The organism is uncultured Tateyamaria sp. (genome assembly GCF_947503465.1).
Classification (GTDB): Bacteria; Pseudomonadota; Alphaproteobacteria; order Rhodobacterales; family Rhodobacteraceae; genus Tateyamaria.
In genome coordinates, this window is record NZ_CANNDN010000001.1 from 1,303,238 (window position 1) to 1,320,342 (window position 17,105).

Annotated in this window: 11 protein-coding genes; 6 read left to right on the forward strand and 5 right to left on the reverse strand. The window is 64.7% G+C overall.

What is annotated here, in order from left to right; genetic code table 11:
- Positions 1-33: 33 nt before the first annotated feature.
- Genes Q0844_RS06690 through Q0844_RS06700 form a run of 3 tightly spaced genes read right to left on the reverse strand, consistent with a single transcriptional unit; the run spans position 34 to position 3,758 of the window.
- On the reverse strand, positions 34-906 hold the full coding sequence (locus Q0844_RS06690) for an intradiol ring-cleavage dioxygenase (protein WP_299043240.1): 873 nt from the start codon (positions 904-906) through the stop codon (positions 34-36).
- Entirely contained in the window at positions 903-2,678 is a 1,776-nt protein-coding gene (locus Q0844_RS06695) for an FAD-dependent monooxygenase (protein ID WP_299043241.1), read from the reverse strand. The genes Q0844_RS06690 and Q0844_RS06695 overlap by 4 nt, the downstream gene beginning before the upstream one ends.
- Positions 2,679-2,699: 21 nt before the next feature.
- Positions 2,700-3,758 (reverse strand): maleylacetate reductase, encoded by a 1,059-nt coding sequence (locus Q0844_RS06700; protein ID WP_299043242.1) that lies wholly within the window; start codon positions 3,756-3,758, stop codon positions 2,700-2,702.
- A 68-nt stretch (positions 3,759-3,826) separates the two neighbouring features.
- Between Q0844_RS06700 and Q0844_RS06705 the strand changes: the two genes are divergently transcribed.
- Entirely contained in the window at positions 3,827-4,777 is a 951-nt protein-coding gene (locus tag Q0844_RS06705) for a LysR family transcriptional regulator (protein WP_299043243.1), read from the forward strand.
- Positions 4,778-5,359: 582 nt separating this feature from the next.
- Here Q0844_RS06705 and Q0844_RS06710 read toward each other — a convergent pair.
- Positions 5,360-5,710: a DUF3307 domain-containing protein gene (locus Q0844_RS06710; RefSeq protein ID WP_366522980.1), complete on the reverse strand. Its 351-nt coding sequence runs from the start codon at positions 5,708-5,710 to the stop codon at positions 5,360-5,362.
- A gap of 250 nt (positions 5,711-5,960) precedes the next feature.
- Between Q0844_RS06710 and Q0844_RS06715 the strand changes: the two genes are divergently transcribed.
- From Q0844_RS06715 to Q0844_RS06735, 5 genes are all read left to right on the forward strand, one after another.
- The gene (locus Q0844_RS06715) at positions 5,961-8,906 is read left to right on the forward strand and encodes an ABC transporter transmembrane domain-containing protein (protein WP_299045232.1); all 2,946 of its coding nucleotides are present in this window, start codon (positions 5,961-5,963) and stop codon (positions 8,904-8,906) included.
- Positions 8,907-9,047: 141 nt separating this feature from the next.
- Positions 9,048-10,790, forward strand: coding sequence for a BamA/TamA family outer membrane protein (locus Q0844_RS06720; RefSeq protein WP_299043244.1), 1,743 nt, complete (start codon positions 9,048-9,050; stop codon positions 10,788-10,790).
- Positions 10,791-10,807: 17 nt separating this feature from the next.
- Positions 10,808-14,719, forward strand: coding sequence for a translocation/assembly module TamB domain-containing protein (locus tag Q0844_RS06725; RefSeq protein ID WP_299043245.1), 3,912 nt, complete (start codon positions 10,808-10,810; stop codon positions 14,717-14,719).
- A 63-nt stretch (positions 14,720-14,782) separates the two neighbouring features.
- Positions 14,783-15,418: a GntR family transcriptional regulator gene (locus Q0844_RS06730; RefSeq protein ID WP_299043246.1), complete on the forward strand. Its 636-nt coding sequence runs from the start codon at positions 14,783-14,785 to the stop codon at positions 15,416-15,418.
- The gene (locus tag Q0844_RS06735; RefSeq protein ID WP_299043247.1) at positions 15,418-16,428 is read left to right on the forward strand and encodes an AbrB family transcriptional regulator; all 1,011 of its coding nucleotides are present in this window, start codon (positions 15,418-15,420) and stop codon (positions 16,426-16,428) included. The genes Q0844_RS06730 and Q0844_RS06735 overlap by 1 nt, the downstream gene beginning before the upstream one ends.
- On the opposite strand, the gene Q0844_RS06740 is transcribed toward Q0844_RS06735, so the two are convergent.
- Positions 16,425-17,036 carry a TetR/AcrR family transcriptional regulator gene (locus Q0844_RS06740; protein ID WP_299043248.1) on the reverse strand — a complete coding sequence of 204 codons (612 nt, stop codon included), beginning with the start codon at positions 17,034-17,036 and terminating at the stop codon, positions 16,425-16,427. The genes Q0844_RS06735 and Q0844_RS06740 overlap by 4 nt on opposite strands.
- Between the last annotated feature and the right edge of the window lie 69 nt (positions 17,037-17,105).

Genomic DNA, 17,105 nt, shown 5'->3' on the forward strand with positions numbered 1-17,105 from the left:
GGGCGCAGGCCGCCCCCTTTGACGGCGGCGATATCAGGCGCGGGCCAGAACGAAGTCGTGGGTGACTTCATAATAGGGGCCGTCCATCCCCGCCTCGGCTATTTTGGCCGCATCCTCGATCAGATCGAATTTGGCCATCAGGCTTTCCTTGACGCCAAAAACGGCGTCCGAATGGATGTAGGGATCGTCGGGGTCGAAGATGTGGGTGGTGAGGGTTTCGAACCCGTCCGCCTCGATGATGTAGTGCAGGTGCGCCGGGCGGTACGGGTGCCGGCCCAGCGCGCCCATCAGCTTGCCCACGGGGCCATCGTCGGGGATGGGATAGTATTTCGGTTTAACACCCTTGAAGTGATAGTGCCCGTCCGCGCCCGTACGGAACACGCCGCGCAGGTTGAAATCGGGCTGTATCCCCTTTTGCTGCACGTCGTAGAACCCTTCGTCATTGGCCTGCCAGACATCGATCTTGGTCTGGTCGATGGGGGTGCCGTCCGTATCCAGGATGCGCCCCTTGACCAACATCGGGTCGCCCTTGCCATCGCGGCAGATGTTGTCGCCCATCGCCATTTCGGGCGCGTCGGGCAGGTGGAAGGGACCCAGGACGGTGGATTCTGACGCGCCGGACGGTTTGCGGTTGTTGATGGCGTCGACCAGCATCGACACACCCAGCGTATCGCTGAGCAGGATGAACTCCTGCCGCCAGTCGGTGCACATGTGGCCGGTTTCGGTCAGGAACATGATCGCCTTGAACCACTCCTCGTCCGTCGGTTCGATCTCCTTCACGCAGGCGTGCATGTGACGCACGATCGCCTCCATCACCTGGGCCAGCCGTGCGTTGTCGGTCGTGGTGCGGGCGTTGACCACCTCGGCCGAGTTGTCTTCGGTGAAGTATCCGTCATGGGCGGTCATGCGATAGCCTCCTGTTGGGTGTTCCGGGCCAGGATCGCGCGCAGCACGCGGTCAAGGTCGGCCCTGGGATCGTCTGACAGGCCTTCGGCGCGCCAGGCGACATGGTGGTCGGGGCGCACAAGGACACAGCCCGCTTCGCCCACTTCGCGGGCACGGGCCCAATCGCCCGTGTGATCGATCAGCGGCTGGCGTGGCCCGATGACATGGGTCGAAAGCCGGATGCCCATGTCCGCGGCAACCTGTGTCGCCGCCTCTGCCCAGGCGCGACCGTTCAGGCCGGTGAGCAGCGCAAAGCCGCCCCCGGTCAAGTCGAGCGTCGAATGCCTGGCCCCCTGCGCATCATAGAGCCAGACATGCGGCAGCCGCGCCCCCGGCCACGTGGTGGGCTGGTAGTGCAGTTCGTGATCCAGATCGAAGGCCGGTTCCATCTGCCCGTCCGTCACCACCGCATCCGAGCGATAGCGCTGGTTCATCTCGACCCCGTGCGCGTCAAATTCGTATTTCTTGAACGCAATGGACTCGCGCAGGGCGGCCCGCTGGGCCTCGGCCTCGGGCGTGCTGTCGCAGCGCTTGTCCATGTTGGCCTGCATCACGTCCGGGTCGGTGTGGCCGATCAGGCCAAGGGCCTCGAAGATGGGGCCGAATTCGCCGATGGACTGATTGGCGCGGGTCACGATCTGTTTCGCCACGGGCGCGCGTTCGGTGTTGTAGCTGTCCAAAAGCCCCGTGCCCGCCTGCCCCTTGAGCACGGCGGCGAGTTTCCAGGACAGGTTGAAGGCGTCCTGGATCGAGGTGTTGGAGCCCAACCCATTCGACGGCGGATGCCGGTGGGCCGCGTCGCCCATGATGAACACCCGGCCCTTGCTGAGTTGCGTGGCATAGGCGTCGTTCACCGTCCAGTAGCTGATGCCCTGCATTTCGATGTCGAGGTCCGGATCACCCACGAGGTCACGAATGATTTTCTTGGCCTCGTCCTCATTCAGCTCGGGCCGTTCACCATCGATATCGTAGCCCCAGATGGCAAGCCATTCGGTCCAGGGGCGCACCATCCGCACAACCCCCATGCCGATGCCGCCAACATTCGAACCCGGCTGCATGACCCAATAGAGAACGGATGGGCGATGGGCGACATGTTGGCTGAGGTCCGCCTTGAACAGCAGGTTGATGGACCCCGCGACGCCCATCTTGCCTTCGATGGGCAGACCGGTGTTTTCGGTGACTTGCGAATTGCCGCCGTCGGCGCCGACCAGATACCTGGACCGCACGGTAAACGTCTTGTTCGTGAGCCGATCAAGCAGCGTGGTTGTGACGCCTTCGCCGTCTGCCTCGTGGCTTTGGTATTCGCAGGACATGCGCGCCTGCGTCCCGCGCGAACAGGCGGTCTTGAACAGCAGCGGTTCCATGAAGGTCTGCGGCAGATCGTTCATCTTGCTGGGCGAAGACAGGTCGTGTTCGGCGCGGGACAGCGGGTGCGTGCCCCAGGTCTGGATGCGGCCCAGTTCCTCGCCCGTGAGGCTTTCGCAGAACACGTTCGACCCCATCAGGTCCTGTTCGGTGGCGTGCATGTAAGCCTCGTCCTCGACCTCGCGGCCCAGATCGCGCAGCACCTCCATCGTGCGCTGGTTGGTGATGTGCGCACGGGGGCTGTTGGCCAGCCAGCGATAGCGGTTCACCACCATGTTTTCGATGCCGTAGGTCGACAGAAGCGCCGCCGTGGCGGATCCGGCGGGGCCTGTTCCGATGATCAGGACGTCTGTTGTGATGTCGGCCATGTGTTCCTCCCAAAACTGGCGTTAGCGCTGTGGCGGCGTGCCTTCCCAGGCGGCCTGCAGCAATGTGCGTATTCCGTCCCGCGTCACTGGGGCGGGGTTCGGGTATGGTTTTTGCGTGGCAAGGTCTGCTGCGCGGTCAAGATCGGCTGCGCGCACGCCCAGATCGCGCAGCGCAAGAGGGGCGTTCATGCGCGTCGCGAAGGCATGCAGCGCGGGACCGGGTGCGGGTGCGCCGAAAATGTCGGTGACAGGGGCCAGCAACCCGGGAACGGCTTGCGCATTGTAGTGGATCGCATGCGGCAGGATGATCGCATGTGTGTCCGCGTGCGGCAGGTCAAGACTGCCGCCCAGCGTGTGACACAGCTTGTGATGCAGCGCCATCCCGACCTGTCCCAGAACGGCGCCGCAGGCATAGGCCCCGCGCAACGTCCTTTCCCGGGCCACAGTGTCGGCGGGGTTGTCCAGGACCATCGGCAGGCCTTCGGCGAAGTGTCGCATGCCCTCGACCGCCAATGCGTCGCTGCGGTCCGTACGGTTCTGTGCATAAAGCGCTTCGGCGGCGTGGGCGATGGCATTCAGCGCCGAGGTCACGGTCATAGCGGCCGGCAGGGATGTGACCAGTTCGGGGTCATAGAGGATGACTTCGGGCTGTACCCGCGCATCGGTGAACGTGGTTTTGATCCCGTTTTCCGTTTGCCCGAGGATCGCCGTCGCTTCGGACCCGGCATAGGTGGTCGGGATCACGATCTGTGGCACATCGGTGCGGTATGCGATGGCTTTGCCCAACCCGGTGGTCGACCCGCCGCCGATGGCGATCACGCAGTCGGCCTGCACATCCGTGAGGTGCCCGACCGCATCTTCGGTAACATTGACGGGGGTGTGCATGGTGGCACGTGCAAAGATGCCCGCGGCCTTGTCGCCCAGCGCTTCGGCCACCTGCATGGCGCTGTCGCATTGCTGTGGCGTGGACAGGACCAACGCCTTGTGACAGCCCAGCCGGGCCACTTCATCGGCCACGGTGTGGCGCAGACCGGCACCAAACAGGACGCGGGTGGGTTGGAGGGTGGCGGTGCTGTGCATATCCGAAGGCTACCCGCCCTTCACGATCATGTTGATACGAATTGAGAGGCAGAATATAACATGATGCTATGCAACTGGACCCCAATCACCTTGTGATGCTGGCCGCTGTCGTGGATGAGGGCGGTCTGACCCCCGGCGCACATGCCCTGGGCAAGTCGCAACCGTCCCTGTCGCGGACGCTTGCCGCCCTTGAGGCGCGGTTGGGCCAGCCGCTGTTCGAAAAGGGCCGCCGCCCGCTTGTTCCGACCGAGCTTGGGGCTGCGTTGGCGATGCAGGGCCGCATCATCCGGCAGGCCAGTGGCGAAGCGGCGACACAGGCCGATCTGTATATCGGCGGCAAGACGGGCGCGGTGCGCGTCGCGGGCACACCGGTGTTCATGGACGCGGTCATTGCCACCATGATCGCCGGGTTCCAGCAGGCGCATCCGAATGTGCGGATCGACCAAAGCTATGGCTATGCCGAGACGTTGATACGGGATGTGGAAAGCGGTGCCCTTGATCTGGCCATCTGCCCCCTGCCCCCGGGCGACTTGCCCGATCCGATCCAGTTCGAAGAGATCCTGCAGGGCCGCAATGTCATTGCCTGCCGCATGGGTCATCCGCTTGCCCGCAAACGCGCGCTGCGGCTCGAAGACATTGCGACCTATCCCTGGATCGCGCCACCCACCAACAGCCCGCTGTACCAGGACCTGCGCGCCATCCTGCACGAGATCGAGGTCGAAGACGTCAAGGTCAGCTTTTCCGGCGGCTCGATCAGCGCGGTGCGCACTGTGCTGGAAGGGTCGGACAGCCTGACGATCCTGCCCTATTCCGTGTTGTTCATGATGCGGCAACAAAAGGCGCTGACTGCGCTGGACATCCGCATTCACCATGCGCCGCGCAACCTTGGGATCATCAGCCCGCGCGACCGGCCGGTGCGCCCTGCGGTCCGCCGGTTTCACCGTCACATCGCGTCAGAATTCAAGGCGCTGGCGCGGTCCATCTCCCACGCGCAGCAGAACTCTCTGTGGCGCGTCTGATCCGAGGTCATGCCTTTGCGGGAGCTCGCGACACGCGCGCCGCAATAGTCCGACTTTGCGCGATGCCGATGCGGTCGGGCCAGGTCGGCGAAACTGGTTTTCCCTGCACTCGGCGCGTCCGTTGTTTCAAATGGCGCGCCCGCGCCAAGCCTTGCGGCCAACGTCGAAGGGGCCCAGCTTGACAGAGGCGGCAGCATCGCGGCCGACGGGGGGGTGAAGACATCTTCGGGCACCGATAGGTGTTTTCCGATGGCTCAACGGCGACCGGGGCCGACATGCTCCATGACTTTGCCGACCCGGGCGCAGCGTGTGTGACCCGCGTCACCGGGTTGGCAGGGGCTGGCCCTGCGTCTGCACTCCCTCGAACCGCGCAAGCCTGTGATCGTGGACGCGGCCCCGGTCGCAGGTTGGACGGTGACGGATCAGATGTGTTCCGCCGCCCCCACGGGACTGGAGCGACAGCCCGGACCCGGATGTCCCGCACGAGGTGTCGCTGCTGACGCTGGTCCGTCGGGACTTGCCGGATGTGGTGTCGCTGCAATTGGCGGTGGCAGGATCGGACCTGCCGATCACGATCACCGATCAGGCAGGCAGGACGGCCCACACCATGACAAGATAGGTCCATTGGTGCAGCGCCTGATCCAGACCGAATGCGCGCCAGAACCCGGCCTGGGCCGGGCCGTGACCGGTATGTTCGGACCACCGCCCCTTGCCCCAGTCAATGTGAAAGTGAACCACCCATTCCGCAATCGCGACGCCAAAGGCCAGCGGCACCGGCACCCCCACAAGCACCATCGCAACAAGCGAACCCACGGCGTGCAGGCCGGCATGCTGCAAGCGCCCGACATGCAGATACTGGCCGCGATTGGCCAGCATGCGCTGCGTTTGCAGATAGAAATCGGCAAACAGATGCTTTGCCTGCAGCAAAAACAACAGAACCAAGACAAAGGTAACCGGGTCAGTCAAAAGGTGCCTTTCACATAGCCGCTGACCGCACCCTAGGATGCGGCGGACGCCGTCGCAATCCGTCACGTGGCGCAGGGCGACGACCCATTGATTTCCCGTAACCGCCCTTGATAGGTTAACGCAGGGTGCATCGGCTGCCCGACTTCAGACGTGGACCGGCACCATAGAACGCTCCCTTTTTGGATTTATCTGGAAGTATTCAAAGCGTGATCAGCTGATCTTGCTGGTCGTCACCCTGACGCTGTTTCCGCTTCTGTATCTGACGCTGGAATTGCCAAAACAGATCATCAACGATGCCATCGGCTCCGGCTCTCCGACGATTTCGGCCTATGGGTATGAGTTTGATCAGGTCACCTACCTGATGATGCTGTGCGGGGCCTTTCTGGTGGCGGTGCTGTGTCACGGCCTTCTCAAGATGCGGATCAACACAATGAAGGGTGTGCTGGCAGAACGGCTGCTGCGCCGCTTCCGTTACACCCTGATCGCGCGCATCCTGCGCTTTCCGCAACCCTATTTCGAACGCACCAGCCAGGGCGAGCTGGTCAGCATGGTCACCGCCGAAAGCGAACCGATGGGCGGGCTGATGGGCGACGCGGTGGCGCAGCCCGTGCTGCAGGCAGGCCAGATGCTGACCATTCTGGGCTTTCTGTTCTTTCAGTCGGTGGCCTTCGGCTTTGCCGCCATTGCCCTGATCCCGTTGCAGGCGTGGCTGATCCCCAAGCTGCAACGCCAGATCAACCAGCTGAACAAGAAACGCGTGGTCCAGGTGCGTGCCCTGGCGGCGGAGATCGGCGAAGGCGCGGCCGGGGCCGGCACCTTGCGCGTAAATGGGGGCTGGCGATTTCGCATGGCCATGATCGGAAACCGGCTGGGCAACCTTTTTGCCATCCGTTTCCAGATCTACCAGAAAAAGTTCTTCATGAAGTTCCTCAACAACTTCATCACGCAACTGACCCCGTTCTTCTTCTTTTCCATCGGTGGCTACCTTGTCATTCAGGGCGATGTGACCATCGGTGCGCTTGTGGCGGCCCTTGCCGCCTACAAGGATCTGTCGAGCCCGTGGAAAGAGCTGCTGGCCTATTACAACCAGACCGCGGACATGTCGTTGCGCTGGGAAACCATCACGGAACGCTTTGCCCCGTCCGGCATGATCGATGACGACCTGTTCTATGCGCCAGCCCCCGCCGCGCCCCGGTTGAACGGCGACATCGTGCTGGACCAGGTGACGGTCCGCGACGGCGACGGCAATGCCGTGCTTGAGGACATCACCCTGTCTGTCCCCGCGGGGACAACCCTGGGCATCACTGCCCCTAATGACGAAGACCGCCGGGCCCTGGCCGAGGTGCTGACGCGCGAAACGCTGCCGACAAGCGGAACGGTCACGCTGGCCGGGCACGACATCAAGTCGCTGCACCAGGCCACGATTGCCCAACGGATCGGCCACGCCAATTCCAGGCCCATCATGTTTCAGGGCAGTTATGGCCAGAACGTCATGATGCCGATGCGACTGGCCCCGCTGGCGGCCGCCGCGGAAACCGATTTCAGCCGCGAAGCGGTCCGCGCAGGCAACACCGCCGACATGCTGGACGCCCAGTGGCTGGACCCGTCCATCGCAGGTGTCAAAGCCAAGGAAGACCTGCGGGCATGGTGGTACGCCCTGATCGAAGGCAGTGGCAGCGGTGCCGCGTTGACGCGCCGGACCATGGACCAGACCTTTGACGCCGACGCGCATCCCGAATTGGCGCAGGCCCTGATCGACCTGCGCCCCGAGGTGGCGGCTGCTGTGCAGGCCGCTGGGCTGGACCGGTTCGTGCACCGTTTCGACCCCGAGACCTACAACCCGGCGCTGCCCATTGCCGAGAACCTGTTGTTTGCCACGCCCCGCATCGCCCTGACGCCGGACGTGATCGAGGCCCGGCTCGACTTCCTGCGCCTGTTGCATGACCTGTCGCTGGCCTCGAACCTGGAGAACCTGGCGCGCAATATCCTGGAAATGCTGCGCCAGATCTTTGGACCCAACGGAACCGATCACCCCCTGTTCCGCCGCGTCGGGCTGGAGACCGAGATTTACAACAGCGCGCTTGAATTGGTGGACCGCAAACCCGCCGGGTCCGAGATCACGGATACGGAACTGTCCCTGTTGCTGAGCGTGCCCACGAATGTGACAGCCGAACAGGTGGCCGCCGCATTCCCGGACGACGTGCGGAACCGTGTGCTGAGCATGCGCACCGAACATGGCGCGACCCTGCGTGCGCAGATGGAGGACGTGTTTGTGCCCATCGCCCCCGACGCCCATGTGCATGGGGTGTCGGTGCTTGAAAACGCGCTGTACGGAAAGGTGTCGGACGGTGCAGGTGCACGGGCGGATGATCTGCGCCGCATCGTCGTGGAGGTGCTGACGGATGCGGGCGTGAACCAGCTGGTGCTGGAACTGGTGTTTGACGTGCCCATCGCCCTGGGCGGCGCCAATCTGCCTGCATTGTTTGCCGAACCCCTGTCGATCAGCCGGGCCACAATCAAACGGCCCGATATCCTGATCCTGGACGAACCGATGTTCAGCTACGGCGACGACACCCGCGCCGGGTTGATCAAGAACCTGCGTGCCCTGCTGCCCGAGGCGACATTGATTGTCCTGAGCACGGCGTTTGAAGAGGAAGACGCCTTTGACGCTCATGTCGAGGTTGTCCAGGGCCGTCTGCAAGGTGCCGAGGGCGCGCGGAGCGAGGCGGGCAGCGATGCAAGCGCCGACCTGGCGCGCAAGGTCGAAGCACTGCGGCAGGCGCCGATGTTCTCCGGGCTGAAACGCAAGCAACTGCGCCTTCTGGCCTTTGGCGCGCGCTGGTACACGGCCGATCCCGGCGAATATGTCTTTCACAAGAACGATGACCCGACCGATGGTGCCTACATAGTCACCGACGGAGAGGCCGATCTGCTGTTGCCCAGTGACGGTGCCGAAGACACCGTGATCGCCACTGTGGGGGCCGGCGCCCTGGTGGGTGAGCTGGGGCTGATCCGCAGCGAACCCCGCGCGCTTGATATGCGCGCCAAGACGGCCCTGACCTGCCTGCGGATCGGGGAAGAGGAGTTCATGGCCGTGGTCGAAAACGATGCGGCAACCGCGTTCCGCCTTTTGCAGGTTGTGGCGGGGTACGTGAAAACCTGATCACGTTTCCGCCCATCGCGACATATCCGGTGGAACCTGTGCCGCATGTTTGGCATTGACGTCAGGAAGGCCGCGCGTTGCGCGTGGTGGGGTGCCACGATGTATCAGAAAGTCTGCCGCGTATGGGCAGTATGTGCTGCCATGCTTGGCATATCCGGGGGGGCGTGGGCCCTGACGGTGGACGTGCGCGCGCCCGACGCGATAACCGAGGATATCCGCACCGCATCACTCAGCGCCGCATTGCTGAACGAGGACGGCCCCGTCCGGCCCATTGATGTGATCAGCGCCGCGCAGGCCGACTATGCCCGTCTGATCGCGCTGCTTTATGATCAGGGGTATTTCGGCCCCACCATTTCGATCACCGTCGACGGACGCGAAGCGGCAAGCCTGTCGCCCGTGTCCGCGCCCGCCGCCGTGAACACGGTGGTCGTCACGGTCGATCCCGGCAAGGTGTTCACCTTTGGCACCGTAGCCGTGCGGCCCACGGCCCCCGGCACAGACCCCACACCCGAGGCCCAGCCGGGTGAAACCGCCAATGTCACGGCTTTGCGCACCGCCACCGCGAACGGGATCGAGGGATGGCGCCAGCAAGGTCACGCCAAGGCGGCCGTGGACAGCCAGCAGATCACCGCGAACCACCCTGCGGGGACGTTGAGCGCCGATATCCGCCTGGCGCCCGGTCCGCGCCTGCGTCTGGGCAGGATGAGCATCGAAGGCGACAGTGCCGTGCGCGAAAAGCGCATCCGCGAGATCGCAGGCTGGCCCAGCGGCGAGGTGTTCGACCCCGACACGCTCGACAAGGTCGAAAAACGTCTGCGCCGCACCGGCACCTTTGCCAGCGCCAGCCTGTCCGAGGCGGAAACCGCCAATCCGGACGGCACGCTTGACGTGGATTTGCAGATCACCGACCAGTTGCCGCGCCGCTACAGCTTTGGCGCCGAATACGGCACCACCGACGGGTTCAGCGTCAGCGCGCTTTGGCTGCATCGCAACATCTTCGGCGGGGCCGAACGGCTTCAGATCGAGGGCGAGATCAAAGGCGTGGGCGGCGATACCGAAGGCGTGGACTTTCGCCTGGGTGCCCAGATTTCCCGCCCGGCCACGTGGCGCACGGACCTTGAGGCGGTCCTTTTGGCCGAGATCGAGCAACGCGATGACCCGAACCTGTTTGCCCGCACCGGACGGCTTGAGTTCAGCACCATCTATTTTGCCAGCGAAGACCGTGAATACAGTTATGGCGTCGGGCTGCAACGTGCCAAGACACGCGATGATCTGGGGGAACGGGACTACACAATCCTGACCTTCCCCTTCACGGCCAAGTTCGACCGCCGGGATAACTCCCTGAACGCGACCTCCGGCTATTTTGCCCAAGCCGGTATACGGCCCTTCGTCAATCTCGAAGGGACGAGCGACGGTGTCGTGACCACGCTTGATCTGCGCACCTATCGGAAACTGGGCGACCGCATCGTGTTGGCCGCGCGTGGCCTGTTCGGGTCCGTGGCAGGGCCGTCCATCGAAGAGGCACCGGCCGATTTCCTGTTCTTTTCCGGCGGCAGCGGCACGGTGCGCGGGCAGGATTACCAATCGCTCGGCGTCGAACTCAGCCCCGGTGTGACCATCGGCGGGCGGTCCTTTGTGGGGCTTTCGGGGGAAATGCGCGTCAAAACCGGTGAACGGCTGTCGGTCGTGGGCTTCTACGACGCGGGCTATGTCGGATCCGAAAGTTTCTTTGACGGGTCGGGCGAATGGCACACGGGCTTTGGTGCGGGTGTCCGCTACGACACCGGCATTGGCCCCATCCGGTTTGACGTAGGTCTGCCCGGGTCCGGCCCCGGCGACAGTTCGGGCGTGGAAATCTACATCGGAATAGGACAGGCCTTTTGATGCGGCACCTGATTTACATGCTCCTTGTCCTTCTGTGGCCCCTGGCGGCGCTGGCCCAGGACGAAGAGGATCGCGGGTTTATCGTGGGTCTGCTGGAAAGCAGCCTGGGTGGCGAAGGGCGCACCGTGCGCATCGACGGCTTTGCCGGGGCGCTCAGCAGCCGCGCCACGATCGAACGGATCACCATTGCCGACAGCGAAGGCATCTGGCTGACGCTGGAAGATGTGGCGATGCAATGGAACCGCAGCGCGCTGTTCCGCGCGACAATCGATATCGAGGAACTGCGCGCCGCGCGTATCGACCTGCCCCGCCTGCCCGTTGCGCGACCCAATGACCTGCCCGCGCCCGAGGCCGCACCCTTTGCCCTGCCGGACCTGCCCGCCGCGATCCGCATCGCGCAGTTGAACCTGTCCGAAGTGGTACTGGGCGCGCCGGTCCTGGGCGAAGCGGCGGTGCTGACCGTTTCGGGTGCCGCCGAACTGGCCGGCGGAGCCGGCAGCGCGCAGCTGGCCGCGCGGCGCACGGATGGGCCGCGTGCAGCGTTCGACCTCAATGCGGCATATGCCAACGACACGCGCGACCTGACGCTGGACCTCGGGCTCAGCGAAGGGGCCGAGGGCCTTGTGTCCGGCCTGCTCAACATCCCCGACCGGCCCAGCCTTGATCTGTCCGTCGCAGGGGCAGGCGCGCTCAGCGATTTCAACGCCACGCTGGATCTGCGCACGGACGACACGCCGCGGCTGGCCGGAACCCTTGCGCTGCAAAGTACGGAAGACGGGCCGATGGCCTTTGACGCGGCCCTGGATGGGGATGTCACCGCGTTGATCCTTCCGGAATACCGGTCCTTCTTTGGACCCGACGTCGGGTTGACGGCGCGCGGCAGCACGGATGCGGACGGGGCGCTGACGCTTGAGGATTTCGCACTGGACACGCGGGCCCTGCAATTGGCGGGCGAGGCGGCGCTGAACGGCGATGGCTGGCCGAGCTTTCTCGATATCTCGGGCACGCTGGCTGATCCCTCCGGGGATCCGGTCGCCGTGCCCGGCGCGGATGGCACCACGTTGTCCGGTGCAGAACTGGTCATTGATTTTGATGCCAGCCAAAGCGATGCGCTGGTTGCGCGGATCACGGCAACCGATCTGGATGCGGCGGGCAACGGGGTGCAAGAGGTTGCGCTGACCTTTGACGGAACGCTGAGCGGGGCGGTGGGCACCATCGGCGCATTGGCGGGGCGGGTTGACTTTGACGCAACCGGGGTCGCGCTTGCCGACCCCGCGCTGTCCGATGCGGTGGGCACGGCGCTGTCAGGTGGACTGGACGTACGATATGCAGAGAACGCGCCGCTTGATCTGGCGGCGATGTCCATCGCATCCGCGGCGTGGGTGATGACGGGTGCCGCGCAGATCGATGGGTTTAGCGATGGGTTGGAGACCGAATTCGACACGGCGCTGGTAACACAGGACCTGTCCGCCTTTGCAGGTCTTGCGGGGCTGGACCTGTCGGGGGCCGGGCAGGTGTCGCTTGGCGGCTCTGCGGCGCTTGGGGGCTTTTTTGATATCGAGATCGCGGGGCAGACCCGCGATCTGGCCGTGGGCATCGCACAGGCCGACACGCTGCTGTCCGGGCAGACCGACCTGACGGTCGCCGCGCGCCGCGACACAACGGGCACCTTCGTGGACCGGTTGACGCTGGAAAACGCGGCGCTGGAGCTGACGGCCAGTGCCGATCTGCGCACCGGCGGCTCGGTCGCCCGCTTCAATGCGGCGCTGGCGGATGTGGGACAGGTGACCGAAGCGGTGTCAGGCCCCATCACGCTGGACGGGACAGCCACGCAAACCGGCGACATCTGGGACATCAGCACGGGCTTGTCCGGTCCGTTGGAGACCACAGCGACCGGGACGGCACGGCTGTCGCCTGACGGCACCGGTGTCACGCTGAACGCGACCGTGGGCGATATCGCGGCACTGGTGCCACAGGTCGACGGGGACATCGCCCTGACCGCCACGGCCAACCAGACCGATGGGGCCTGGCAGTTCGACACGCAGATTGACGGCCCCGCCGACGCCCGCGCCGCGATCACGGGCCTGTTGGATGATGGCCGCCTGACGGCGCGCTATGACGTGGCGGCACCGGATCTCGCCGCCTTTGCGCCGGGCGTGCCTGGGGGGGCCACGCTGGTGGGCGATGTCCGGCAGACGGCCACGGGCTGGGCCTTTGACACCGATGTGACAGGCCCCTACGCCAGCAGCGGCCGCGTTTCGGGCACATTTGACCAGGTCCTGGTAACGGATTTTGACCTTGCCCTGCCCAATGTGGCGGCGGTGGCACCGGGGATAAACGGCACCCTGGCCCTCGACGGGACGCTCACGCAGACGGCCCGGGGATGGGACGTTGTGACCGACCTTGCCGGACCTTACAGCAGCAGCGGGCGGGTCAGCGGGGCGCTTGCGGATGGCGTTGCCTCTGCGCGCTACGCCCTCAGCGTGCCCAATATCGCGCCGCTTGTGCCCGGCCTGAACGGTGGCGCATCCATTGAGGGCACGGTCCAGCAGGTGGGGACGGATTACGACATCGACGCCCGGATTGCGGGGCCGTCGGGCACAACGGCCACGGCATCCGGGCGGGTTGCGTCAGATGGCAATCTGAACCTGAACACCCAGGGTCAGGTGCAGTTGGGTCTTGCCAATCCCTTCATCGCGCCCCGGACGATCATCGGCTCCGCCGGCTTTGACCTGGCCGTGAACGGGCCGCCTGCGCTATCTTCGGTGTCCGGCCAGATCACGACGCGGGGTGCACGGCTCGCGACCCCGAACCTGCCGGCCTCCATCTCGGATCTCAGCGGGTCGGTGCGCCTTGCGGCGGGTCAGGCCGCACTTGATTTCACGGCGGCCATCGCCGAAGGCGGCAGCGTCGGCATCGCGGGTCCAATCACGCTGAACGGCAGCTATCCGGCCCAGTTGGGGGTGACCCTGAACAGTGTCGTGCTGCGCGATCCGGCCCTCTATACCACCACCGTCGATGGCAACATCGCGTTGAGTGGACCACTGACAGGCGGGGCTGCGATTTCGGGGCAGATCAATCTGGGGGAAACCAACGTGCAGGTGCCATCGACGGGCATTTCCACATTTGGCGCCATCCCGGACATCCGGCATATCGGGGCCACCCGCCCCGTCATGCGCACCCGCGCCCGCGCGGGCCTTGGCCCGAAGGACGAACAGGCAGGTGGCGGCGCCGCCTTCCCGCTTGATCTGACAATCAACGCGCCCAACCGCATCTTTATCCGTGGTCGCGGCCTTGATGCCGAACTGGGCGGGCAGTTGCGTCTGTCCGGGACAACCGCCGACATCATTTCGACCGGACAGTTCGACCTGATCCGGGGACGGCTGAGCATCCTCGCCCAGCGTTTCACCCTTGATGAAGGCCGCGTGACGCTGCAGGGGCGGTTCGAGCCGATCCTGCTGTTTGTCGTGGAAACCGACACCGCGACCGGGACGGCGCGCATCATCGTGGACGGGCCTGCCGACGATCCCGAGGTCCGGTTCGAGTCCACGCCCGAAGCGCCCGAGGACCAGGTGCTGGCACAGATCATCTTTGGCCGTGACATCAGCCAGCTGTCGGCTTTTCAGGCGCTGCAACTTGCCAGCGCCGTGGCCAGCCTTGCCGGGGCCCGTGGCGAAGGGGTGGTGTCGCGATTGCGCGGGTCATTTGGTCTGGACGACCTTGATGTGACGTCGGACGGCGAAGGCAACACCGCCGTGCGGGCGGGCCGCTACCTGTCCGAAAACATCTATACCGATGTGACGGTTGGCGGGGCCGACGGGCCCGAAGTGTCCCTGAACATCGACCTGACGCCCAACATCACGGCGCGCGGCACGGTCGGGGCGGATGCCAATACCGGCATCGGTATCTTCATCGAAAAGGACTACTGAACCGGGCCTGTTCATTGCGACCGGATTATTGTATCCACTTGGATACAGTATCGAGGATGGCGCATGACAGATCGCGACATGTCCCAGGGCGAAACGGCCTATGCCCAGCTTTTGGCAGCCATCCGGCGCGGAGAGTTCGGTCCGGGCGACAGGCTGCGCGAAACGGATGTGGCAGAGCGCCTGACCCTGTCCCGGACCCCCGTACGCGAAGCGCTGCGCCGGCTTGAGGCGGACGGGATCGTCGAACATCGCCCCCGACTGGGCGCCGTGATCCGGCAGCTCAGCCATACCGAACTGGTCGAGCTGTACGAGATGCGCACCTTGCTGGAGCGCACCGCCGCCGAAATGGCCGCGAAACACGCGGCCCCGGCGGAAATCGAGGCGCTGCGCGACATCAACGCAAGCTTCGCGCTCAGCGCTCCGGCAGAGGCTGCCGCGCTGAACCAGGATTTTCACCGCGGTATCTACCACGCCACGCGCAACCGTTTTCTGCTGGATGCCGCACGCGCGCTGAACAATGCGCTGATGTTGATGGGGTCGACCACCCTGGCCGACAGCGACCGGATCAAGGTGGTGACGGCGCAGCACGACGCCATCCTGGACGCAGTCGCGGCAGGCGACATCGCGGCGGCGGGCATGGCGGCAGAGGCGCATTTGCAAACCTCGCTGCGCTACCGGTTGCGGACCCTGGCGCGGTGATGCGGGTCGCGCTTACCTTTGCGATTGCCGGCCTCGGCGTGGGATTGTTCCACGTCTTGGGGTTGCCGCTGCCATGGCTGCTGGGACCCATCTTTGCCTGCCTGATCAGCGCGCTGCTGGGGGTGCGCATGGGGGCGATCAAACTGGTGAACGAAGGGATGCGCACCGTGCTTGGTGTCGCTGTCGGGGCCACATTCACACCGGTGCTGTTGATGTCCATGCTGGGCATGTGGCCCACGCTGCTGCTGATCCCGGTCATGACCATTGTCATCGGGTTGATCGGCGTGCCCTATTTCCGCAGGCTCTGGGGCTTTGACTTTGCCACCAGCTACTATTCCGCCATGCCCGGCGGGCTTCAGGACATGCTGGTGTTCGGCGAGGAAGCGGGCGGCAACCCCCGCAGCCTGTCACTGATCCATGCAACGCGGGTGATGGTCATCGTCGTGGCCCTGCCCTTTATCCTGCAGGGGCTCTGGGACGCCGACCTGAGCAACCCGCCGGGGGTACCTGCGGCGACCCTCGGGCCGGATCAGCTTGGGCTGATGATCCTGGCGGCACTGATCGGATGGCGCGGGGCCAAGGCCATCGGCATGTTCGGCGCCTCGATCCTCGGCCCCCTCATCGTGGCCGCCGCACTGGCGCTTGCGGGCCTGTTGCAGCACCGACCCCCGGCAGAGGCGATCTGGGCCGCGCAGTTCTTTATCGGCATGGGGGTGGGCGTAAAATACACCGGCATCACCATGGTCGAAATTCGGCGCGACCTGGCGGCAGGCCTGGGCTTTTGCGGCATCCTGATCGTGCTGACGGTGATCTTTGTCGAAGGGATCTATGCCGCGGGCCTCGCCCCGGGGATGGAGACATTGCTGGCCTTCGCCCCGGGCGGACAGGCGGAACTGACCGTGCTTGCCCTGATCGTGGGGGCGGACGTGGCCTTTGTCATCGCACACCATGTCCTGCGCATCTTCGTGGTCATCCTTGGCGCGCCGCTTTTTGCGCGGCTGTTCACCTAGTCCCGGATGATCCGGCGCGCGATATCGGCCATCAAGCCCGCTTCCTGCGCCTGCGTCAGAACCACGTCATGCTTGCCGTCGATCTCGAGAAACGCGTGCCCGTGCACAAACATGTGCAGCATCAGGCTGCGGCGTTCAATTTCGGCCTCAGGGGTGCCGCCTGGCATCACCGCCCGCACCTCGCGCTTGACCACGTCAAAGCACGCCTCGCCATGTTCCTGCAATTCGGGATCATCGTCATGGCCCTTGGTCAGACCGAACATCAGGCGGAACACGCCCGGTTCGGCGCGGGCAAAGTTGGCATAGCACAGGCCCAGTGCCGTGATGGACGCCAACGCATCGCCCGTGGCACCGGTGGCCGCGTCATCCATCTGGTCGCGCATGCGGTCAATCCCGGCCAGCGCAACCTCGCGCACAATCTCGGCCCGGTCGTGAAAATGCTTGTAGGGCGCGGCAGAGCTCACACCAGCGCGGCGCGCGGCCTCGGAAATCGAAAACCCGTCGGCACCCTTCTCTTCGACCAGAATACGCACAGTTTCAATAAGATGCGCACGCAGATCACCATGGTGGTACTGCGATCTTGGGGCCTTGTCGGTCGCCTGCTCCAACTTTTTTCGCCTCGCTCCCTTGCCAAAGTAAGTGGCTATTACATATGTCGTCTGATATAAGTAAGCACC